Raw genomic sequence first — 21,226 nt, 5'->3', positions numbered from 1 at the left:
TTGTTCATCTTCGCTCCTTAAAGGCTACGATGAACCAGAAACCCTCCGTTGTTCAAATCGCCATATCTGTCCCATAGGTGCTGACGTCAGACACTTGTCCTCATCCGCCCACTCATAGATCTGCAACCCGTCAGCCTTGTATTGCTGGAGCGCATCGATGTTTCGCTGTGCAGCGGCTTCGGTGCCGATCTTGGAATACTTCTGGCCAAGTTCGACCAACAGCGCCTGCTCTTCTTCGGTCAGGGAGTCCATGAACTCTTTTGTTGTCACTACGCCAAGCCCGGTAGTTACAACATTCAACCCCGTGGTCGTGTGATTAAGAAGTTCGTTGATCTTGAACGATCCCCAGGACGCAAAGGAAAAGATGGAGGAATCGATCAGGCCGCGCTGCAATGCTTCGTATTGATCCGGGGTTGCAACCTCATATGGAATAGCCCCGATGCGCTTGATCGTCTCGACATAGGCAGCGCCGGGCGAGCGAAGTTTAAGCCCCTCCAGTGATGCGAAGTCGGGCAACGGTTTGTCGGTGGAATGCACTTCGTAGGCCGGATTGGCAAGAATCATCAACGGAACAAGGCCCAGCCGATCCCATTCTTCCTTGATGATGCCGGGGCTTTGCGTCGCGCGCCACATCGTTGCGGCCGCTGTCGTTCCGTCCAGCCCCATCGGCAGGTTTACAATCTGTGTCGCGGGCATTTCCTGGGCGTGATACGTAAACGTGACCCATCCGATATCGGCGATGCCGGATTGCAGGATACGGACAGAATCCGCAGCCTTGCCCAGCTGCTCGGACGGATAGGTTTCGACGGTAAGCTCTCCGTTGCTGCGCTCTGTCAGTTCCTTCGCAAAGGGCTCAACCGCGCTGGTTGCGTAAATATGCTGTGGCCCCAGATAGTAATTCAGCCGAACGGTGCGATCAGCATAGGCAGAGCTAACTGCTGAGAGTGATACAACACTGGCAATCGCCGCTATAGCCTTGAAACTCATCTTCATTTCCTCCCTGGAAAGTTGGTAGTGATTATTTCGGCAGAATGCCCATTTCCTTGGCAATGACTTGCATCATTACCTCGTTGGCTCCGCCGCCAATGCTGACAAGTCTGGCGTCACGCATCATCCGCCCGACCAGGTTCTCGGCCATGTATCCCATTCCACCCCAGAACTGCAGACAGCCCTCTGGAATGGAACGAGCAAGCTTTCCCGTCTTCAGCTTGACCGCCGCCGTCAGCAAGCGCGCCTGCCCACCTTGGGCGACCTCGGACGCCGCACGATAGGTCATCGCCTTCAGCGCCTCGATCTCCATCTGATATTCAGCCAATGTGAAATGAATCCACTGGTTATCCAAAAGAGGTTTGCCAAAAGCACTTCGTTGCCGCGTATAATCGACTGTGTAGTCGATACACTGTTGCAGTTGTGAAGCCGTACGCGCGGCAACGACAAGCCGTTCGTCGGTGAATTGCTCCATCTGATAGATAAAGCCTCTTCCTTCTTCGCCAATCAGGTTCGACGATGGAACACGAACATTGTCAAAGAACAGCTGCGCCGTATCTGACGAATGCATTCCCAGTTTCTTCAGTGGCTTTGATCGGCTTCCCCCCGCCAAATCGAGAGGAACGATAATGAGCGACTTGTTTCGATGGGGCCCACCGTCATCCGAAGTGTTGCAAAGCAGGCAAACCCAGTCAGCTTGAACTCCGTTTGTAATCCACATCTTGGAGCCATTGATGACGTAATCCTCCCCGTTGCGTCGCGCTGTGGTCTTGATGCTGGCAACGTCAGAACCGCCGCCGGCTTCGCTGACGCCCAGGCAAGCCACCATGTCCCCAGCGATGGTCGGCACCAGATAACGGCTGCACAGGTCATTCGATCCATGCCTTGCCAAGGCCGGTGTCGCCATCTGGCTTGTGATCGACAAGCCGGTTGCGACCCCCCCGGCCGGGATGCGACCGATCTCCTCGGCCCAGACCATCGCATAGGTCAGGTCCAATCCCATGCCACCATGGGCCTTGGGCCGATTGATCCCCAGAAAACCCGCCTCGCCAGCCAACTTGCAGATGCGATGTGCCGGCCAGATTCCATCGGCCTCCCAAGCCTCGACATGGGGCATAATTTCCAACTCGATGAAACGCCGCATCGAACGCCGCATCTGCTCATGATCTTCGCCGTAGATCATAGTTCTCCCCCCCTTCCCTGCCGAATTGGCCTCGGCTTGCGATCAGCCGTCCCAGCCAACTTACGATACGCTACATTCTGCGATCATAAAGTGTCAACACTTTTTGATTTCATAATTTTAATATAGGTATCATATGGTTAGATGAACAAGGTGAGTTTTTCCTTGGCAAGACACCCAACCATGGCGCACTATGCCAACAGAATATACTCGTACGTCTTGAAGAGGTCCGCTAGTGATTGTCGAAGTTCAGCCCACGTCGCCAGCCATCGAGCACCTGAGCTTCAAGACTCTGCGTGCAGATAGCGATTCAGCAGCGGTCAATCTTTCATCCAGCAAGGAAGTCTTGAACGGCGCGAGAGTGGTGCATGGTGGGATCCTAACCGCGCCTCTGGATTCGGCGATGGGTCACGCTGTTTGTGAGGGACGAGGAGATCTGATCGCCTCGACAATCAGTCTCAGCGTCAGTTTTCTGGCCTTAGCGCGGCGAGATATTAAAGTAACCAGGCGTGGCCGCCGTACAGTCTTTGCAACCGCCGAGGTTCATGGCGCAGATGGCACAATTCTCGCCGAAGCACTCGACTGCTTCAAGATCATGAAAGAGCAGACTGAAATATCTGGTAACCCTTACGGAATGAGTGTTTGAGATGTTGCGAACGGTAAGAATGGATACGTTGACGCCTATCGAGGCGGAAAGCTTGACGACAGCCGAGCTTTCGGCGGCGATCCGAGATTATCTGCTTGAACTGCCGCTACAGGGTGGCGAACGGATATTCGAAAGCCAGCTTGCCAAGCAGATCAATGCTGGCCGACAACAGGTACGCGAAGCCTGCCGCATGCTTGAAAGCGAAGGCTTGCTTTTTTATACGCCGAACCGCGGATATTCAATGCGTGTCCTCACAGGCGCTGAGGTGCGTCAATTGCTTGAATTTCGCTGCGTCATCGAAGGCGCGGCCTTCGCATCACTCGCTGACCGCGCGGATCGTAACGAGGCACTGAAGGTGCTGCGCAAGGCTTATGTTGCAATCGAAGAGTCGGCTAACATTGACGACCCGGCGCAACAGATTTCTGCGGACCTTTCATTTCATCGGATCGTTGTGGAAATGGCCGGTAACAACTGGCTGCTTCAATCATTCGATCGCATGAGCACGCAAATGCGGTACGCCATCAGGCTGATGAGCCGAAATCTGAGCGACTTCAAGATCTACGGAAAGTCCCACAACGCACTGCTGGGCAGCATTGAAGAAGGCGACGCGTCAAAAGCCCGAGCGGCGATTGAGGAGCATATCTTGATGTTTCTTCCGACACTTCTGCAGCGTATCAAGGATTGATTGAAACACGCCACCACGAACCGCCCCCGGATTTCGCGGAGAGTAAAACACCCAAAGGATGAGCCTTATATGACCAAGGCGCTATTCATCCCCGCCTAACCGATGCAGCAGGCCATATTACCCTATTTTGTTCACTGCCGCCATCGTCACCATCGCGAACGCCCTGTGCAAAACGCGCCAATCTTGGGCTGCTCAGATCACCTGACAGATACAGTTGCTATGGGGCCTCATGTTTTTTTGCGATGGCAAGAATGGCTTCGACAGTCTGACTGCGCAAGTGCGCCTGGCCCGCATCGCTGAACATTTCATCGCCAAATAGAACCGCGAATGTAGGTCGGTTCGAGACGTTGAAAAAGCTGGCGGCGCTGATTTGCCAATGCAAGGCCACCGGATCGAGACCTCGGCGGAATATGCCCTCTTGTTCGCCCCGGTCGCAAATCTCGCGCAGCTTCTCGATGGCGGCTATGTTCAGGTCGCGGATCTTTTCAGAGGCTGACAAGGCTTTGGCCTGATGGATGTTTTCGATCATCACCATGCGGATGAAATCTGGATTGCTGCGGTGATGGTCAAAGGTAAAGGCGACCAGTTTCGTCAACGCATCCAAGGGTGGCAAATGGCCCAGGTCCAGCAATGCTTCGCCCTCTCTGACCTTGTGGTAGGCGGCTTCGAGCGCCTGCGTATACAGCCCCATTTTGTCGCCAAAATAGTAATAGATCATCCGCTTCGAGGTCCGGGTGCGCGCGGCAATGTCGTCCACTTTCGCACCCGAAAGCCCGCGTTCTGCAAACTCGGATACCGCCGCTGCAAGAATATCACGCCGTACCCCTTCCGGGTTTTGTGTCCAACTGCGCCTGTCTTCTGCCATTGCATTTGTCATGCTGCCTCCTAATCACAAACCTTAGCAGGAGAGAAATGCTCTCAATAGTACAATTGTGATTGACGGATTGTACTGACGGGTACAATCTAGCGCAACGTGCCACGGGGAGGCTCCGTGTGATGGAGATGAAAGTACACACGCAAGGTGTCACCAACGCAGCCGCCCCATCTTTGCGGATGGGGCTGGTCGGGCGAGGTATCCAGTTGTCGCGCACCCCGGCCATGCACACGACTGAGGCGCGGACGCAGGGCCTAATCTGTCGCTTTGATCTGATCGATACCAGCGAGCAAACCGATGTGCAGTTGGCCAAGATCCTTGATCAAGCCGAAAATGACGGCTTTGCAGGGCTCAACATCACTTATCCCTACAAACAGGACGTGATTGCCCTGCTCGACGATATTTCGGTTTCGGCACTACGGGTTGGTGCCGTGAATACGGTGGTGTTTAAGGACGGGCGTCGTATTGGCCACAACACTGATCATTGGGGATTTTCCGAAAGTTTCCGTTGCGGCTTGCCGGAAGCAAAGCTCGACACAGTTTTGCTGATCGGCGCGGGCGGCGCAGGCAGAGCGGTGGCCCACGCGCTCAGCAATATTGGCGCGGAGTGCGTTCTGATTGCCGACACACGGCTCGACGCGGCAGAGACACTGGCCGCTGCGATCTGCGCGGCGGGCGGTCAGGCCGAAACCGCGCCGGATCTGATACAGGCCGCGGCGCGCGCAAACGGCATTGTGAATGCCACCCCCATGGGCATGGCAGAACTGCCTGGCATTCCGCTGGATCCGACCTGTCTGGCGTCGCACCATTGGGTTGCAGACATCGTCTACTTTCCGCTTGAAACCGCGCTGCTGAAAGCCGCGCGCGCAACTGGTTGTCAGACGTTATCAGGCGAGGGCATGGCGATCTTTCAGGCGGTTCGTGCCTTCAAGCTTTTTACCGGGTGCCCTGCTGACCCGGATCGGATGCGGGCCACCTTCCGCAGCCTCGGACAGTCGTGAGATTACAGCTATGAAAACGGGCATCGCAACTGTGTCTATCTCCTGAAATCTAGAGGAAAGAATCGATACCATCGCCACTGCTGGTTTCGACGGGGTCGAGATATTCGAACAGGATTTCATCGCTGACATCCGCAGCCCACGCGCGGTAGGCGAGCGTATCCGCGCAGCAGGCCTTGAAGTTATGCTTTTCCAGCCCTTCCGCGATTTTGAAGGATTGCCGCAACCGCTGCGCGCCAAAGCTTTTGACCGGATGAAGCGCAAATTTGACGTGATGCAGGAAATGGGTCGTGATCTGGTTCTGGTCTGCTCATCTGCCCACCCCAAGGCGCTTGGCGGGATCGATCGGGCGGCGGCTGATTTGCCGAATTGGGCGACCACGCAGCAGCGCGGGTTTTGCGCATCGGCTAGCCCCGCCATCATCGTCGCGCAGATCCCTTTGTCGCTCCAACCCTTCCAACGGTTGTAGAGCGTCTTGTGTGGGCCGTACGCGATCGGTGCGTCGCGCCACCTTAACCCATTACGATTTATTAAGATAATCCCACTCAACACACGCCAGCCATCGACCCGCGGCTTGCCATGGGACTTCGGGAAGAAGGGCTCCAGACGCGCCATCTGGGCATCTGTCAGCCAGAAAGGATCAGACATGTTTGCCGCGCGGTTTCGGGATCGTTCTCGGGCGCGAATGTATCAAACGCGCCAGTCGCCTTCACCGCCTCTGCCATGAAGCCATCACCGGCCTCCATAAACATGCATCCAGCCCTGGATGGGCTGCACGGGCGGCCCCCGAGGCACGCGAGCTTGCGGAACGCGTCGTTCCGCGCGGCGATCACGGTCGGATCCGGGCGGTCCGTCTGGGAATGTAAGATGATGATGGTCAAAGAGCATTCCTTTGAGAAGTTGCAACACCCTTCCCAAAGCCCGCTTTCACTTTTCCACATGGTAGAGGACCCCGACCAAATCTGCCCGATCCAGACAGTTTCAAAAGTCGGCTCAGCGGACCTTGCTGCCTTTCGCGGTTGTGGCTCGTGCTCGTGCAAAAGACCTTTGCATGCGCAGAAATTTTTTGCCGCGGTGCCGCGAGTGTCGTCGAGCCGATCATAGCTCCGTCAGGCGGGGGCCAATATCCAAACTGGCCATTCGTTGCGGCGCACATCAATAAGCGAGAAGCTGGATCGATCGGACTGACGCCTGCGCAGGTGCAAAAACTGATTGCGCCTTCCGCAAGGAATTCCTGGGCGGGGCGAATGTTCCGGAACCTGCCCTTCGCCGGATCACCGCAACTGCGCAACTTTTTCGCTTTGCACGTCCTGAGCAGTGGACTGCGGCCACGTAAGAAACAGGATCGCAGGGTTCGATATCGCACTTTCCTTGACGGTCCGCACAAGGCTCGACGCACGGCACCGGGCAATCGCCTGGTCGATTTGTTGCGCGCGCGATACGATATCGATATCGATAACGTCTTGTAGGCCCGCGACAGATATTTCATGCGCGATTTTCCCAGCTGACCCCACGCCCATATAAACGGCGACGCGGGTTCCCGGTTGCAGGGTTTTCATCCAGCCGAGGCTTTTGCCCGCCGTTTGCGATTGCCCTGTCGCCAGCACAAGCGTGTCACAGGTCCCGCGCTCTGTCAGGAACCCGCCAAGCGCTGCGGATGCGGCGCTGGCCGCCGTCACGCCGGGAACGATTTCGTAAGGGATGCCCGCAGCGCTCAGCGCGTCGGCTTCCTCGGCCCCACGCGCAAAGACACCCGGATCCCCGCATTTGAGACGTACGACGCGCTTGCCTTGTCGGGCCGCCGCGACAAGGACACCCGAAATCTTGTCTTGCGGCCAATGGTGACACCCCGGTGCCTTGCCGACATAGATCCTTTCGGCGTCACGTCTGGCAAGGTCGAGGATTTCGGGATCTACAAGACGATCATAAAAGATGACGTCTGCCTCTTGCAGCTGCTGGACGCCGCGCATCGTGATCAGGTCCTTTGCCCCCGGCCCTGCCCCGACCAACGCAACTGAACCGTTATCTTCGGTCCCGAATGTTGCGGTATCAATCGCGTGTTTGATCATTTTCGCCGCCGCCCGTTCGCCGCCCTGCCTGTGGACATCCCGCGCGGGCCCCGCGAACACCCAACGCCAAAGATCGCGCCGCGCGCGTGGGGCAAGTCGGGTGTTCGCGTGTTCACGCAACCGGCCTACAAGTGCAGCAAGATCGCCCAATCGCGGTTCCAGAATTTCCTCCAGTCGCGTCTTGATCTGGCGGGCAAGTACTGGCGCGGTGCCTTCGGTACCGATTGCAACAACAACTGGCGAGCGATCTACAATCGACGGGGTCAACGCGTCACACAGATCCGGCTGGTCCACCACATTGACGATCGCTCCGGCGGATTTTGCCAGCATGTGCAGACAGCTATCGGTGGCACGGCAACCCGTCGCAACAAACACCAGCGCGGCCCCTTCGAAATCACAGGGGCGGATCGGGCCAGTGTGCCAGTCGATCCGGCCCTCTGCAATTAAGTCGGCCAGCTCGGGATCAAGCACCGGGGCGAGCACCGTTATGGCAGCCTCGGTCTTGAGGATCAGTCGACATTTTTGCGCCGCTTGCTCTCCGCCACCCGCAATGATGACGCGACGGCCTTGCATTTGCAGAAACATGGGAAAGGTCTTCATCCTGCCCTCCTCGATCGGGAAAGTCTGTCGTGCCAAAGTTTGGTCGCCGACTCGGTCGCCTGCGAAACGGTCGCGGCTGCGTCCAAAGTCCAGAGGGCCAGTGCGGCCGTACCAATGACTGTGGCAACCGCAAAGGGATCATCGTTTGATCCATGCCAAAGGGCCGCGCAATCGACAGCTTGGTCCGGTTCGTGCAGACGACGGGTATCGGTCAGACCAGCAGGAGCCGACTGGTTCAATTCAACGCCATGGTGCAGACCGAAGATGGCGGTTTCCTTGCCGGGATGACGCTCGAATTCGCCGCCACCTCCTTTGATCACCGTCAGGTTCTGGTCGCCAAGCAAGGCCGCCGCGCGCGATTGCAAACCCCGATAAGACGGATGGAAAACCCCCTGCACCGACGCCCCAGCGCCCGTCGGATTCCACATGCGCAGAACCGTGTTGATGCAGCTTCGAAGGCCGAACGTATCGCGCAACTTGAGCAACCCGAACGCGGCAGGACTAAGTGTTTCGAGCGGCAGGTAGGACAAGCCGTTGCCCTCAAGATCCAGTGTGGACAACACGCCACGTATATCAGCCGCCGTGCTTTGGTGGGAATTCCAACCATGAAGCGCGACCGAATATCCCGCCCGCGAAACCAACTTTGCGGCCAGCACAAAAAACGGCGCACCGCGCGTTCGACCCGCCGCGTAACATGGCCAATCCAGATCAACTGCGGCCAGTGTCGGCGTTGCCGCGCGCAATGCGGCGGTAAAGCCCGCAATTTCCGCATCGGTCTCACCGCGCAGGCGCATTACCATCAACAGCGCGCCAATGGCTTCGGGTGCGGCCTTGCCCGACAGGATCAGTGTCATGGCCTGGCTCGCCTCGTCTTGCGTCAAGGCCCTTGCGCGGCCCTTGCCTTGAGCAACAATACGGACAAAAGGTGCCAGCGTCATTCTGCGGCCATAGGTGTGCGCATCTGTGCAAGAAGATGGGCCAGTTCCGGCTTGCAGGATCCGCAGTTCGTGCCTGCGCAAGTCGCTGCACCCAAGGTTTCGACGCTGTCCGCCCCGGCCGCAATCGCATCGCGCAGAGTGTTTACGCCGACGTTGAGACAGGCACAGATCGTTGTGCCCGGGTCGGGCTGGTCGGTGCCGCTGTATCCGGCAAGCGCGAGAAGCGGCGGCGTCGATGTGCCAATCAGGGAAACCACGTGGTTGCGCGACAATGACACTGGCGTCGGGCTGGCAAAGAACAACCCGATCAACCTTTCATCCAGATGAAACGCGATGCGGGCCTGTTGGCTGCGTTGGTCGTACACCTCCGACGCGCTGCAAGATCCCGTATCCATGAGGCCACGCGCCAGTTCTTCCCAGTTTGACGGAGCTTGAAGGCCCGCGAACTCGCCCTGCCAGCCGGTCAGGGTTCGTGCAACAGCACTGTAATCCCCATCGGGACGTATCGGATGCAGAGACACGGCGTAACCGAACCATTTAGCATCGAATTTGCGCGCCGTGACCTGATTGGATTTCGACGCGGGCTGCCCTGATGCGGGGTCAACGACGGAGGTTGCAAGGTTGTTCACCCACCCTGCACTGCTTTGCTGGCGCGTCCAGTGCATCGGCGCAAACAACTGCCGCTTTGCCGTACGCTCCGTGATCAGGGCCCGCACGGTCGATGTCCCGTTGGGGCTGCTTAATTCGATCAAATCACCTGCGGTGATGCCGATATGAGCAGCATCCTCGGGGTGGATTTCGCCGTAGGGTTCGGCAAGATGCGCACCAAGGCGCGGGGCTTTACCGCTGCGGGTCATCGTGTGCCATTGATCGCGGTTGCGGCCGGTGTTGAGGATGAATGTATCACCCGCACCAAGCTCTGGCGCGCTGACGGGCAACATCCGTGCCTTGCCATCGGGATGATAAAACCGACCGCTCCCAAAGAACCGCTTGTCGTTGCAGGGCCACTGGGTCGGAATAAGGTTGGCGTAATCGGCATCGGCAAAAATGCTCAGATCAAGATCGCGCCCGAAATCCATTGTTGCCATCGAGAGCGCGACATATTCGGCAAAAATTTCGGCAGGGGATGCAAAGTCAAAGGCGTTCTTCCAACCCATGCGGTCAGCAACATCGCAGATGATCTGCCAATCGGGTCGGGCCTGTTCGGGCGCGGATAGAAACGCGCGCTGACGCGAGATGCGGCGCTCGGAATTGGTGACGGTGCCGTCTTTCTCGCCCCAACCCGTCGCGGGCAAAAGCACATCTGCCAGATCGCCGGTATCTGTGCGCGCCATAATGTCGGACACGACCACAAACGGTACATTTGAAATCGCATTTGCCACACCATCTGCATCCGGCATGCTGACCGCAGGGTTGGTTGACATGACCCACAGCGCTTTGATTTTTCCCGCAGCACAGGCCTCAAACAACTCGACTGCCTTGAGACCTGCGCGCCGGCATATGGTCGGGCTTTGCCAGAAATCCTGCACGCGAGCGCGATGATCGGGATTTTCGATATCCAGATGGTTGGCCAACATATTGGCCATGCCTCCTACCTCGCGCCCCCCCATCGCGTTGGGCTGTCCGGTGACAGAGAACGGGCCACATCCGGGTTTGCCGATGCGCCCCGTGGCAAGGTGACAATTCAGGATTGCATTGACCTTGCCGGTTCCGCACCGGGACTGATTCACGCCTTGCGAATAGACCGTGACTACTTTTTGTGTGCCTGCCCACATCTCGTAGAACCGGGAAAGTTCGTCCTGGGACAAACCACTTTCCGACGGATCATCCAGACGTGCCTGCGTGATGGCGGGCACCTGTCCGGCCACGTGATCCGACAGATAGGCCAGATCAAGTGCGCCGGTGTTTGCCAGATACGCCAGCAAACCGTTGAACAACGCGATATCGCCATCCGGGACGATCCGTAGATGCAGATCTACCAAGGCTGAGGTCGCCGTATTGCGTGGATCAATGTTCACAACCCGCATGTTCGGGCGCGCTTCTTTTGCGGCGGCTATCCGTTGGTGCAAGACGGGATGGCACCACGCGAGGTTTGATCCGACCAGAACGATCAGATCCGCTTCTTCCAGATCAGCATATGTGCCGGGGACAGTGTCGGTGCCAAAGGCGCGTTTGTGCCCTGCCACTGACGAGGCCATGCAAAGCCGCGAGTTTGTATCAATGTTGGCGGATCCAATGAAACCCTTCATCAGCTTGTTGGCGACATAGTAATCTTCGGTCAGCAACTGGCCAGATACATAAAATGCAACGCTGTCAGGCCCGTGATCGCGGATGGCGGTGCTGAATTTTTCGGCCATCAGATCAAGGGCTTTGTCCCAACCGGCGTTGCGCCCGCCTATTTGCGGCTGCAGCAGGCGGCCCTCAAGATCGATTGTCTGACCCAATGCAGACCCTTTGGAACACAAGCGCCCAAAATTGGCTGGGTGGTCGGGGTCGCCCTGAATGGTGCCGTCAGCGCCCGCAAGAACACCGCAACCAACGCCGCAATAAGGGCATGTTGTTTTGGTCAGGCTCATGCAACGGCCCGTCTGGTCAGGAATGCAGCACCAAGATAGATCCGTCCGTCAGAAACCTTGGCGGGATAGGTCGCCACCTGCCCCTCATCCTGGCCCTGCACAACGCCGGTTTCCAAGGAAATTACCCAGTTGTGCAGTGGGCATGTCACCGACGCACCATGCACGATACCTTCTGCCAGAGGACCGTTTTTGTGCGGGCACGCATTGTCGAGTGCGAACACCTCGTCAGTGGCAGTGCGGAAAACCGCCACACAACCATGAACCGTTTTGATCAGCCGTGCCCCGCGTTGCGGCACCGCCTCGACGGGGGCAATGTCAATCCAGTCGTTCATTCTGCGGCCTCCAGTGTCAGGTCTGCAAGGGGTTGGTATGTCTCCGCTCTGCCTACATGCTGGGCCCAAGGGTCTTTGCGATAAACCGATTGGGACACTTCGAAACGCGCGACCAACGTGGCGCGGTTTTCCAGATCGGCGACCTGTTCCTGTATCCACTCAAGTCCGACTTTCGCCATCCATTTATAGATGCGCTCCAGATATTTGGCATTCTCACGGTACAACTGCGTGACGCATTTTATGACGTCGATCACCTCGCCTTCGGTCGGCACCTGACACAGGATTTCGGTTTCGCGCACGTCCATGCCTGCAGCCCCGCCGATGCTGATCTGATAGCCACTGTCGACACAGACCACGCCGATGTCCTTGCAGGTGGCTTCCGCACAATTGCGCGGACAACCCGACACGCCAAGTTTCAGCTTGTGCGGCGTCCAGGACCCCCAGAGGGTTTTTTCGAGCTTGATGCCAAGGCCGGTGCTGTCTTGCGTCCCGAAACGACAATGATCTGTGCCAACACAGGTCTTTACCGTGCGCAGACCTTTGGAATAGGCGTGGCCCGATACCATGCCGGCGTCGTTCAGATCCCGCCAGATGGCTGGCAGATCCTCGCCCTTTACGCCCAGCAAATCAATGCGCTGGCCGCCGGTCACTTTCACGGTTGGCACGGCAAATTTGTCGGCCGCATCCGCAATCGCGCGCAACTCGTCCGGCGTGGTGATGCCACCCCACATCCGCGGCACAACACTGAACGTGCCGTCCTTTTGAATGTTGGCGTGTTTGCGTTCGTTGATAAAGCGGGACTGCGGGTCGTCCTGATATTCCAGCGGCCAATCAGCCAGCAGATAGTAGTTCAGCGGCGGGCGACAGATGTGACAACCGCAGGAGGTCTTCCACCCACAGGCCTGCCAAACTGCGGGCATTGATTTCAATTCTTGCGACTTGATCATGCGCCGGACGTCTTCATGGGTCATGTCCGTACAGGTACAAATGGATTGCGCAGCGGGGATCACAAAGTCATCACCCAGCGTGACCGCCAAGACTTGTTCCACCAATCCGGTGCATGTCCCGCAAGATCCTGACGCTTTTGTCGTGGTGCGCACAGCACCCAAATCAGTCGCACCAGCAGTAATCGCATCTTCGATCTGTCCTTTACAAATGCCGTTGCACCCGCAGATTTCCGCGTCACGCGGTAAGGCTGCAACGGCTGAGAGCGGGTCCGAGGGGGCACCCCCCTGAAACGCTGGCCCAAAGATCAACGTCTCACGCATATCCGTGATTTCAGTCTTGTCGCGTATCAAGCCAAAGAACCAATTGCTGTCAGTGGTATCGCCGTACATCACAGCGCCTACAATCGTGTCGTCCTCCAGAACCAAACGGCGATAGACGCCGCGTGCCGGATCACGAAACACGATGTCTTCGCGCCCTTCCGCTTCGGCAAAGTCACCGGCGCTGAACAAGTCACATCCTGTGACCTTCAGTTTGGTCGATAACTCTTTGGGTGTGAAAACGGCGGGGCTGTCCATCAGCGTTTGGGCCAGCACCTTGGCCTGATCATAGAGCGGGGCCACGAGCCCGAACAACTGACCGTCCAGTTCGACACATTCGCCAACGGCAAAGATGTCGGGATCGGAGGTTTGCATTTGTGTGTTCACCTCGATACCGCGCGCAACGCTTAAGCCAGCGTCCGTTGCCAGCCGTGTTTCGGGCCGGATGCCCACGGCCATCACCACCAGATCGGCCTCAAGGGTTTCGTCACCTTCCAGCAAGACGGCTTCGACCCGATCTTTGCCGACAATCGCCCTTGTCGAAGCACGGCATTTAACTGCAATCCCGCGCTTTTCCAGATCCCGGCGCAGCAGGAACCCTGCGGCCTCGTCCAACTGACGCTCCATCAAATGGTCCATCAAGTGCAACACGGTGACGTCCATGCCGCGTTCCGCCAACCCTGCAGCGGCCTCAAGCCCCAACAGGCCGCCCCCGATAACAACGGCTTTTCCGCCCGCTTTGGAGGCGTCAATCATCGCATTGGTATCATCCAGATCGCGGTACGTGATAACTCCGGGCAAGTCCCTTCCGGGCACCGGAATGATGAAAGGCGCGGATCCTGTGGCAATCAACAACTTGTCATAAGCGATTGTTCCGGCTTTGCTGGTGACGGTCTTGGCGACGCGGTCAATGGCTGTGACATGGGTGCCGAAATGACAGGTCACGCCGTTGGTATCGTACCAATCAGCATCGTGTGTGACGATATCCTCATAGGTCTTTTCGCCCGACAACACGGGTGACAACATGATGCGGTTATAGTTCCCGCGGGCCTCGGCGTTGAACAATGTCACTTCAAAACCGGATTCGTTCTCAAACAGATGCTCCAACACCCGGCCGGAGGCCATGCCAGCACCGATAACAACAAGTTTCTGTGTCATAATCTTACTCCGCCGCAATTTTTTCGGATTTCGGTTCATGGTCGGCGTCCCCAGGCCGTTCGGCGGGGTCGCCATGCTCGTATTCCTTAAGGAAATCAAGAACTTCAGCGCGGTATGTGTAGTAGTCGGGATGTTCCAACAGCGCCTTACGGGTGCGCGGGCGCGGCAGTTTTACATCTGTGATCTTACCGATTGTTGCCTGTGGCCCGTTGGTCATCATCACAACGCGGTCGGCCAACAAGATCGCCTCGTCCACGTCATGCGTCACACAAACGGTGGTGACCTTGGTCCGCGACCAAACCTCCATCAGCACCTCTTGCAACTCCCACCGGGTCAGGCTGTCGAGCATGCCGAACGGTTCGTCCAGAAGCAGCAGTTTGGGAGACAAGGCAAAGGCGCGGGCAATGCCAACACGTTGTTTCATGCCGTTGGACATCGACGAGGCCTGCTTGTCCATGCTGTCGGCAAGCCCGACCCGTTCGAGGTAGTATTCGATCACGTCCTGACGTTCGGCCCGACTGGCGCGCGGGTACACCTTGTCGACCCCGATCGCCACATTTTCCTTGGCGCTCAACCATGGGAACAGATTGGGAGACTGGAAAACCACAGCCCGCTCAGGATCCGCCCCTTCGACGTTCCAACCATCCAGCCGGATCGCGCCGCTTGAAATCGGGTTCAGGCCGGCCGCCATGGTCAGCACGGTGGATTTGCCACACCCAGAATGACCGATCAGGCTGATGAATTCGCCCTTTTTGACTTTCAGGTCGAAATCTTCGACCACCGTCAGCGGTCCCTTGGGTGTAGGGTAGACTTTGTCCAGTTGCGAGAACACCAGATAGCGTTCTTCGATGCCGTCCTTTTGCGCATCTGCGACGGCGGCAGGCAGCGAATGGATCGGTGTCACATTCGGAAGGGTGCGGGCTTCCTCGACCTTGGCGGCGATGCCCACATCCATCAGGTATTTGGTGACCTGCACACGTAGGGCCTTGAATGTCGCATCATCGTTCATCGCTGCGCGATCACGTGGGCGCGGGATGTTGACGATAACAGGATCAGCCAAAGTGCCATCGGGGTTTAACGGAATGATTCGGTTTGCCAGCAATATCGCCTCGTCCACATCATTGGTGATCAGGATGCAGGTCTTTTTGTCGGTCTCCCATATATCAAGGATTTCATCGGCTAGGTTCGCACGGGTCAACGCATCCAGCGCGCTGAGCGGTTCGTCCAGCAGCAGCATTTCGGGGTTCATCGCCAGCGCACGGGCAACAGATACCCGCTGGCGCATACCACCTGACAACTCGGACGGGCGGCGCGTGATCGCATGGGACAACCCGACCATATTAACGTAGTGGTCGATCTTGGCCTGACGCTCCGGCTTGGAGAGTTTGGGAAAAACCGCATCCACGGCCAGCCCCACGTTACCGCCCACCGTGAGCCACGGCATCAACGAATAGCTCTGGAATACCAGCCCGCGCTCCGGTCCCGGCCCCTTGATCGGTGCGCCTTTGAAGGTAACCGTGCCTGTGTCAGGCATCTCAAGGCCCGCAATCAGGTTCATCAGCGTGGATTTACCCGTGCCGGAGAACCCGAGGATCGCAACGAACTCGCCCTCTTCCACTTCCAGCGTCACGCCGTTCAGGACGTCGATCCGGCCAGTACCTGCGCCAAAACCCATGGATACGTTTTGAAACTTGAGAATGCTCATGATGGCCTACCGGTTCTCTGAAAAGGTGAAAATGGATTGCAGCGCGAACATCACGCGATCCAGCAGGAAGCCGATGATCCCGATGGTAAAGACCGCAACCATGATTTTGGCGAGCGATTGTGATGAACCGTTCTGGAATTCGTCCCACACGAACTTGCCCAGGCCGGGGTTCTGCGCCAGCATTTCAGCCGCGATCAAGACCATCCAGCCCACCCCCAACGACAATCGCAGCCCGGTGAAAATCAACGGCAACGCAGACGGCAGAACCAGCTTAGTGATCTTTGTATAGGTATTCATTTTCAAAACTCTGGAAACGCTGACCAGATCCTTGTCGATGGACGAAACACCGAGGGCGGTGTTGATCAACGTGGGCCAAAGCGAACAAAGCGTAACGGTGATTGCGGACACAAGGAATGACTTGGTGAACATGCCGTCGTTGGTGGCATAGACCGCCGACACAACCATTGTGACAATCGGCAACCAAGCCAGCGGGCTGACTGGTTTGAATATTTGGATGATCGGGTTGATAGCCGCATTTGCAGTGGCAGACAGGCCCGCCATTATACCCAATGGAATGGCGATCACCGATCCGATCAGAAATCCGAAGAAGACTGTTTTGATCGATGTCCAGATTTGCGCGTAGAACGTGGGTTTGCCGGTGTAGCTCCGCTCGCGCACCTTGTCCTCTTTGCCATCAGCAATCAGCTCGGCATTGCGCACGTCCTGTCGTTCGTAAAAGGCGGCCTCTTTCTGGCGTTGACGTACTGCGTCCGCATTCAGGTTCAACGCCTGATCCCAGACCTGTACCGGACCGGGGATCGCCCCTAAAGAGGTTTGCACCGTAGGGGCCAGCGCCGCCCATGCGCCGATAAAGATCGCGATTGCCAAAAGCGGAACACCCAGCAACTGCCAGATTTCCGACACCTGCGCGCGCGGGTTGTCACCTGCGGCGGCTTTCAAAACCGGCGTCAGCCAAGCCAGCCCCAATACCTGAAACCATGCGTCGGCTTTGTTTATTCGCGTGAAACGGCGGGCGCGGCGCGCTTCGATGTCGTGGGAAACGGGGTCGGTGGCGGTCATGTCGGAACCTTTGATTTGTGCAATTCATGACGGTTTGCCCGCCGCAACACGCGCGGCCGGCTGGTGCTCTAGTTGACGATTTCAGAGCCTTTGATGACCTGATCGCCCTTAAGGCCGATCGGCAGACTTTCGAGGTAGGCATTCGGCGTGCGACCGTCATAGGGAATGCCGTCGATCACATCTGCGGCGGGTGTCGGGGCTTTGAACCCATCGCTGTCCCACGGGAAATCAGCCTCGACTGCCATGCCGTCGTCCACCAGCGAACGGGCCGCTTCAAGGTAGATGTCTGGACGGTAGACCGACTTGGCCGTTTCGATGAACCATTCATCAGTTTGCGGTTCGGCAATCTGTCCCCAACGGCGCATCTGGCTGAGGTACCAGATCGCGTCCGAATAAAAGGGGTAAGTCGCGTTGTACCGGAAGAACACGTTGAAATCGGGGGCCGAACGACGGTCGCCTTTTTCAAATTCAAAGAACCCCGTCATCGAGTTGGCGATCACTTCAGCGTCCGCACCGACGTATTCCGGGCGCGACAGGATCTCGACCGCCTCTTGACGATTGGCGTTGTCGTTTTCGTCCAGCCAGATTGCAGCGCGGATCAAAGCCTTAGTCAGCGCGATGGCCGTGTTCGGGTTTTCGTCCGCAAACTCTTTGGTGATGCCAAAGACCTTTTCGGGATTGTTCTTCCACATGTCGTAATCTGTTACGACCGGAACGCCGATGCCTTTGAACACAGCCTGCTGGTTCCATGGTTCTCCCACGGAATAACCGTTGATTGTGCCCGCCTCCATGGTCGAAGGCATCTGCGGCGGAGGGGTCACTGACAAATAGACATCAGCGCCGATCTGGCCGCTCACGTCCCGCGGCGAATAGTAGCCCGGTTCAAGCCCCCCTGCCGCCAACCAATAACGGATTTCGTAGTTGTGGGTCGAAACAGGGAACACCATGCCCATGTTGAACGGGATGCCCTCGTCTTTGTATTTCTCGACAACCGGAGCCATCGCAGCGGCGCTGATCGGATGCCGCGGGGTCCCGTCTTCCCTCAGCGGCACGTTTGGTTTCATCTGCTCCCAGATATCGTTGGAAACGGTAATCGCATTGCCGTTCAGGTCCATTGAGAACGGGGTGATGATATGCGCCTGCGTGCCGTATCCGATCGTCGCGGCAAGAGGTTGACCTGCCAGCATATGCGCGCCATCCAACTGGCCGTCGATCACACCGTCCAGCAACACTTTCCAGTTTGCCTGCGCCTCCAGTGTGACAAACAGGCCTTCATCCTCGAAATAGCCATTCTCGTAGGCGACGGCCAAAGGGGCCATGTCGGTCAATTTGATGAATCCGAAGGTCAGTTCATCTTTTTCAAGATCAAGCAAATCGGCCATGGCAGGGCTGGCGTACAAGGCGGTGGAAGCTAGAAGCCATTTGAAAACATTCATTGGTGAGATCCCTGCTTGTTAGGTCCTGGTGCAAACGCAAAAAAGCCGCACGACTGCCACATGCGGTAGGAGGTGCATGCAGTAATCGAGCGGCTTTGCTCTTTAATTCTCTGGCTGGCAGCATTGTCAGCCGGCACAGGCATCTTTGCCTTGTTAGCGATCCTCGCGCCTACCATCGCGCCTGGCCAGAGCCATTATGTGCACTTGCAGCATTTTTCTGCCGCGTTGCAGAAAATGCTTCCTAATTAGGCACTTTTTTTGCTGCAAAGTCGAAAACCGAGCCACTAAAGAACCGGTCGGGACCAAGAATCATCTCGCCCCTCGTTGAAGCAACCACAGTTGGAACGCCCATTGACCCTTCGACCTTCTCCGAGGCACCGGGCAGATCAATGCCAATCGGCGACAATGCCTCGCGGTAGATATCGCTGCGAAAACAATTGCGGGCCGCAGCGCGCGCATTGTCGCGGTCGAGCCCGTGCCAACCCGCCAGAATGTCGGCGATCCAGGCCGCCTGACTGCGCCAGGGAAAATTTGCTGCTCCCCCATGGAATTCCAGAAACCTCTCGACCTGTTTGGGCGTACCGCCATTTGTCGTGACAATCCGGCGCGTGAGGGCGGGTTCAATCGCGTGATCCGGCAGATCCAGATGTTGGGTCCGTGCAAGGATCTCGACGGCCAGTGACATGTTTTCGGGCTGGTCCAGCCATAGGGCCGCCTTATAGATGGAACGGATCATCGCGCGACACAGTTTTCGGTTATCCTCAGCCCACCTGTGCCGCACGCCCAGAACTTTCTCGGGTGCGAATTCCCAAATGCTGGCACCCGGCAAGACCAGCTCTGCGCCGCTTTGCTGCACGGCAACTGACCCCCACGGTTCACCCACGCAAAACATATCAAGCGCGCCGTTGTGCATTGCCTCCGCCATCTTTGGCGGGGGGACGGTCACGATTTCTATCTTGTTCGCGGTGAAATCCGGCGCGTGCGACAGCCATGTTTCCAGCAACATCCGGTGCATCGAAAACGGAAATGGCACACCGATGCGCAACGGATTCTCGATCGTGGCAAGTAGCGCGTTGGATGTCGTCCCGGGATCGTTGAAACCGTTAGTCCAACCCGTTGACCGCATCCTGGTGCTCAAAGTATCCGACACGCCGATCACGGTACCATTCACTGAAAGGACCATCAGCGCATCAATATCCGACGGGACGCCGCCCAGACCCAACGTCATCGCAACCGGCATCGGCGAAAGCATATGCGCAAAGTCGATTTCCCCGAATGCCAGCCTGTCACGCAGCGCGGACCATGACGGCTGTTTCGCCAATGTCAGGTCGACCCCCTCCTGCGCTGCAAACTTCAATTCCTTGGCAATGATCAACGGCGCGCAATCGACAAGGGGAAGGTAGCCGCAATGCACCGGTGCCATTTTCATTGCAACAATTCCGCCGCTGTAACCAGAGCGGTTGCCACGTCAATGACCTTGCGCCCCTGATCCATCGCGGTTTTTCGCAACAGATTATAGGCCTCGTCCTCGGAAATCTTGCGGGCCAGCATCAGCAACCCCTTGGCACGATCAATGGTCTTGCGGTCCGATAATGCCTGTTTAGCGGCGTCCAGTTCCGATTGCATCTTGGTGACCATCCTGAACCGGGCAATCGCTGTTTCAAGTACCGGCTTGATACGGTCCTTTTGCAAGCCGTTCACCACATAGGCGCTTAACCCCGCCGAAATGGCAGCCTGAGTTTTCACTGCATCTGTCTGATCCACAAACATTGCAACAGGCCGCCCGCGCGCATTGGACACAAGGCTCAAATGTTCGAGCGTGTCCCGGTCGGGGTTCGCAAGGTCGATCAGGATAATGTCGGGGTTTTGCTGTTTCACGGCGCGCTCGAGCGCTGAAGGGGAAGAGATGACAGTCACATCGTTCCAGCCACCATCCATCAGCGCATCGATGATCTCATGCGCCTTTGTCTTGTCACGCTCTACCACGAGTATGGTCAGGTCTGTCTGCACTCCGAATGGGTAACGGCATTCGCGACAAAGAGGCCATGCGCAACAGACAAATCGATGAAAAACCAGTCGCAATGCTTTGCGTGTTAGCATTGCAGCGGATTCGCGCACAAAAAATATGCGGCCTGAGAACGGGATCAAGCAAAAGGAGGCTGAAGTGGGTGCATATGAAGCGCAGTTCGTTTGGCAACGATGTCACTCTTCCGGCAATGTCGGACAAATGGTGCGGTACATTGCATCAACTGCCGGCTTTCTCTTCGCCGTGTGACATCGAAACATCTCATCCTGCGGCATTTGCCATCCGATGCGCATAAACGGTACAAATTCGACGGCTCAACAAGGGCTCGCAGTGCTACTGCCCCAAATTCAACCTATGATCGGTCTCAATAGACGAATGGCATACGCCGTTCGTCTGGTACTCAAACGGCGATCTTCTCGGCGATGCTCAGCGCGATATCAACCACCACCGCCCTATGCCAGCCTCGCTGGCGTGACACCGGCAGCGTATGCCAAGCGGTCAAAGGAAGTGCAAACCTTCGCGCCGTACAACTTCTGCTGGGCTATACAAAGGTCGATAGCACAGTGCGTTATCTCGGCGTCGAGTTGGAAGATGCCCCGAGTATCGCTGAGCGTATTGATACGCTGATCCTGGTTGGCGAGCGGCGTTTGCCGTTCGCCAATTTGAAAGGG

At 57.2% G+C, this 21,226-nt stretch carries 18 protein-coding genes and 3 pseudogenes; 6 read left to right on the top strand and 15 right to left on the bottom strand.

The window, feature by feature from the left end:
• Nucleotides 1-24: 24 nt before the first annotated feature.
• Together B8991_RS16595 and B8991_RS16590 are read right to left on the bottom strand one after the other, a co-directional pair.
• Nucleotides 25-987: a TRAP transporter substrate-binding protein gene (locus B8991_RS16595; protein WP_179141522.1), complete on the bottom strand. Its 963-nt coding sequence runs from the start codon at nucleotides 985-987 to the stop codon at nucleotides 25-27.
• Nucleotides 988-1,018: 31 nt separating this feature from the next.
• Complete coding sequence (locus B8991_RS16590; protein WP_084354057.1) at nucleotides 1,019-2,170, bottom strand: acyl-CoA dehydrogenase family protein; 1,152 nt, start codon at nucleotides 2,168-2,170, stop codon at nucleotides 1,019-1,021.
• Between the two features lie 232 nt (nucleotides 2,171-2,402).
• Between B8991_RS16590 and B8991_RS16585 the strand changes: the two genes are divergently transcribed.
• Both B8991_RS16585 and B8991_RS16580 read left to right on the top strand, forming a co-directional pair.
• The gene (locus tag B8991_RS16585) at nucleotides 2,403-2,813 is read left to right on the top strand and encodes a PaaI family thioesterase (protein ID WP_084354056.1); all 411 of its coding nucleotides are present in this window, start codon (nucleotides 2,403-2,405) and stop codon (nucleotides 2,811-2,813) included.
• 19 nt (nucleotides 2,814-2,832) lie between these two features.
• Entirely contained in the window at nucleotides 2,833-3,498 is a 666-nt protein-coding gene (locus B8991_RS16580) for a GntR family transcriptional regulator (protein WP_179141521.1), read from the top strand.
• A gap of 217 nt (nucleotides 3,499-3,715) precedes the next feature.
• Here the strand turns inward: B8991_RS16580 and B8991_RS16575 are convergent, their stop codons facing one another.
• On the bottom strand, nucleotides 3,716-4,375 hold the full coding sequence (locus tag B8991_RS16575; RefSeq protein WP_084354054.1) for a TetR/AcrR family transcriptional regulator: 660 nt from the start codon (nucleotides 4,373-4,375) through the stop codon (nucleotides 3,716-3,718).
• Nucleotides 4,376-4,494: 119 nt separating this feature from the next.
• On the opposite strand from B8991_RS16575, the gene B8991_RS16570 reads away from it, so the two are divergent.
• Together B8991_RS16570 and B8991_RS16565 are read left to right on the top strand one after the other, a co-directional pair.
• A complete protein-coding gene (locus tag B8991_RS16570) occupies nucleotides 4,495-5,373 on the top strand; it encodes a shikimate dehydrogenase (RefSeq protein WP_084354053.1) in 879 nt (292 codons plus the stop codon).
• Between the two features lie 61 nt (nucleotides 5,374-5,434).
• Nucleotides 5,435-5,778 (top strand): annotated as a pseudogene (locus tag B8991_RS16565) (TIM barrel protein); the annotation flags it as partial.
• Here B8991_RS16565 and B8991_RS16560 read toward each other — a convergent pair.
• The 12 genes and pseudogenes from B8991_RS16560 to B8991_RS16505 all read right to left on the bottom strand — a co-directional run.
• Nucleotides 5,776-6,018, bottom strand: a pseudogene (locus tag B8991_RS16560) (transposase); the annotation flags it as partial. The pseudogenes B8991_RS16565 and B8991_RS16560 overlap by 3 nt on opposite strands.
• Complete coding sequence (locus tag B8991_RS22005; protein ID WP_235866666.1) at nucleotides 5,997-6,122, bottom strand: DUF3768 domain-containing protein; 126 nt, start codon at nucleotides 6,120-6,122, stop codon at nucleotides 5,997-5,999. The gene B8991_RS22005 and the pseudogene B8991_RS16560, both read right to left, overlap by 22 nt.
• A gap of 522 nt (nucleotides 6,123-6,644) precedes the next feature.
• The gene (cysG, locus tag B8991_RS16550; RefSeq protein WP_084354052.1) at nucleotides 6,645-8,039 is read right to left on the bottom strand and encodes a siroheme synthase CysG; all 1,395 of its coding nucleotides are present in this window, start codon (nucleotides 8,037-8,039) and stop codon (nucleotides 6,645-6,647) included.
• Entirely contained in the window at nucleotides 8,036-8,977 is a 942-nt protein-coding gene (locus B8991_RS16545; RefSeq protein WP_084354051.1) for a glycosyl transferase family protein, read from the bottom strand. The genes cysG and B8991_RS16545 overlap by 4 nt, the downstream gene beginning before the upstream one ends.
• Nucleotides 8,974-11,553, bottom strand: coding sequence for a nitrate reductase (locus B8991_RS16540; protein WP_084354050.1), 2,580 nt, complete (start codon nucleotides 11,551-11,553; stop codon nucleotides 8,974-8,976). Before B8991_RS16540 ends, B8991_RS16545 begins: the two co-directional genes overlap by 4 nt.
• A complete protein-coding gene (gene nirD, locus B8991_RS16535) occupies nucleotides 11,550-11,885 on the bottom strand; it encodes a nitrite reductase small subunit NirD (protein WP_084354049.1) in 336 nt (111 codons plus the stop codon). Before nirD ends, B8991_RS16540 begins: the two co-directional genes overlap by 4 nt.
• Nucleotides 11,882-14,308, bottom strand: coding sequence for a nitrite reductase large subunit NirB (gene nirB / locus B8991_RS16530; RefSeq protein WP_084354048.1), 2,427 nt, complete (start codon nucleotides 14,306-14,308; stop codon nucleotides 11,882-11,884). The genes nirD and nirB overlap by 4 nt, the downstream gene beginning before the upstream one ends.
• Before the next feature lie 4 nt (nucleotides 14,309-14,312).
• The gene (locus B8991_RS16525; protein WP_084354047.1) at nucleotides 14,313-16,013 is read right to left on the bottom strand and encodes an ABC transporter ATP-binding protein; all 1,701 of its coding nucleotides are present in this window, start codon (nucleotides 16,011-16,013) and stop codon (nucleotides 14,313-14,315) included.
• 6 nt (nucleotides 16,014-16,019) lie between these two features.
• Complete coding sequence (locus B8991_RS16520; protein WP_084354046.1) at nucleotides 16,020-17,093, bottom strand: ABC transporter permease; 1,074 nt, start codon at nucleotides 17,091-17,093, stop codon at nucleotides 16,020-16,022.
• A 68-nt stretch (nucleotides 17,094-17,161) separates the two neighbouring features.
• Nucleotides 17,162-18,529 (bottom strand): CmpA/NrtA family ABC transporter substrate-binding protein, encoded by a 1,368-nt coding sequence (locus B8991_RS16515; RefSeq protein ID WP_084354045.1) that lies wholly within the window; start codon nucleotides 18,527-18,529, stop codon nucleotides 17,162-17,164.
• A 241-nt stretch (nucleotides 18,530-18,770) separates the two neighbouring features.
• On the bottom strand, nucleotides 18,771-19,958 hold the full coding sequence (locus B8991_RS16510) for a CmpA/NrtA family ABC transporter substrate-binding protein (protein WP_084354044.1): 1,188 nt from the start codon (nucleotides 19,956-19,958) through the stop codon (nucleotides 18,771-18,773).
• Nucleotides 19,955-20,539 (bottom strand): ANTAR domain-containing response regulator, encoded by a 585-nt coding sequence (locus tag B8991_RS16505; RefSeq protein WP_143514638.1) that lies wholly within the window; start codon nucleotides 20,537-20,539, stop codon nucleotides 19,955-19,957. The genes B8991_RS16510 and B8991_RS16505 overlap by 4 nt, the downstream gene beginning before the upstream one ends.
• Before the next feature lie 5 nt (nucleotides 20,540-20,544).
• Here B8991_RS16505 and B8991_RS21205 point away from each other — a divergent pair, with 5 nt between their 5' ends.
• Both B8991_RS21205 and B8991_RS16500 read left to right on the top strand, forming a co-directional pair.
• Nucleotides 20,545-20,850 (top strand): hypothetical protein, encoded by a 306-nt coding sequence (locus tag B8991_RS21205; RefSeq protein ID WP_143514637.1) that lies wholly within the window; start codon nucleotides 20,545-20,547, stop codon nucleotides 20,848-20,850.
• A gap of 211 nt (nucleotides 20,851-21,061) precedes the next feature.
• Nucleotides 21,062-21,175: pseudogene (locus B8991_RS16500) on the top strand (integrase); the annotation flags it as partial.
• Between the last annotated feature and the right edge of the window lie 51 nt (nucleotides 21,176-21,226).

The organism is Primorskyibacter flagellatus, assembly GCF_900176485.1.
GTDB lineage: Bacteria > Pseudomonadota > Alphaproteobacteria > Rhodobacterales > Rhodobacteraceae > Primorskyibacter > Primorskyibacter flagellatus.
The sequence above is the reverse complement of the archived record's forward strand: the minus strand, read 5'-3'. Positions and strand labels throughout refer to the sequence as shown.

Bases quoted from the DNA above. Each gene is read 5' to 3' on its own strand.
- B8991_RS21205 (WP_143514637.1), top strand. From the start codon at position 20,545: ATGGGTAACGGCATTCGCGACAAAGAGGCCATGCGCAACAGACAAATC.
- B8991_RS16545 (WP_084354051.1), bottom strand. From the start codon at position 8,977: ATGACGCTGGCACCTTTTGTCCGTATTGTTGCTCAAGGCAAGGGCCGC.
- B8991_RS16520 (WP_084354046.1), bottom strand. From the start codon at position 17,093: ATGACCGCCACCGACCCCGTTTCCCACGACATCGAAGCGCGCCGCGCC.
- B8991_RS16570 (WP_084354053.1), top strand. From the start codon at position 4,495: ATGGAGATGAAAGTACACACGCAAGGTGTCACCAACGCAGCCGCCCCA.
- B8991_RS16510 (WP_084354044.1), bottom strand. From the start codon at position 19,958: ATGAAAATGGCACCGGTGCATTGCGGCTACCTTCCCCTTGTCGATTGC.
- B8991_RS16515 (WP_084354045.1), bottom strand. From the start codon at position 18,529: ATGAATGTTTTCAAATGGCTTCTAGCTTCCACCGCCTTGTACGCCAGC.
- B8991_RS16575 (WP_084354054.1), bottom strand. From the start codon at position 4,375: ATGACAAATGCAATGGCAGAAGACAGGCGCAGTTGGACACAAAACCCG.
- B8991_RS16540 (WP_084354050.1), bottom strand. From the start codon at position 11,553: ATGAGCCTGACCAAAACAACATGCCCTTATTGCGGCGTTGGTTGCGGT.
- B8991_RS16580 (WP_179141521.1), top strand. From the start codon at position 2,833: ATGGATACGTTGACGCCTATCGAGGCGGAAAGCTTGACGACAGCCGAG.
- B8991_RS16595 (WP_179141522.1), bottom strand. From the start codon at position 987: ATGAGTTTCAAGGCTATAGCGGCGATTGCCAGTGTTGTATCACTCTCA.
- B8991_RS16590 (WP_084354057.1), bottom strand. From the start codon at position 2,170: ATGATCTACGGCGAAGATCATGAGCAGATGCGGCGTTCGATGCGGCGT.
- nirD (WP_084354049.1), bottom strand. From the start codon at position 11,885: ATGAACGACTGGATTGACATTGCCCCCGTCGAGGCGGTGCCGCAACGC.
- B8991_RS22005 (WP_235866666.1), bottom strand. From the start codon at position 6,122: ATGTTTATGGAGGCCGGTGATGGCTTCATGGCAGAGGCGGTGAAGGCG.
- cysG (WP_084354052.1), bottom strand. From the start codon at position 8,039: ATGAAGACCTTTCCCATGTTTCTGCAAATGCAAGGCCGTCGCGTCATC.
- nirB (WP_084354048.1), bottom strand. From the start codon at position 14,308: ATGACACAGAAACTTGTTGTTATCGGTGCTGGCATGGCCTCCGGCCGG.
- B8991_RS16525 (WP_084354047.1), bottom strand. From the start codon at position 16,013: ATGAGCATTCTCAAGTTTCAAAACGTATCCATGGGTTTTGGCGCAGGT.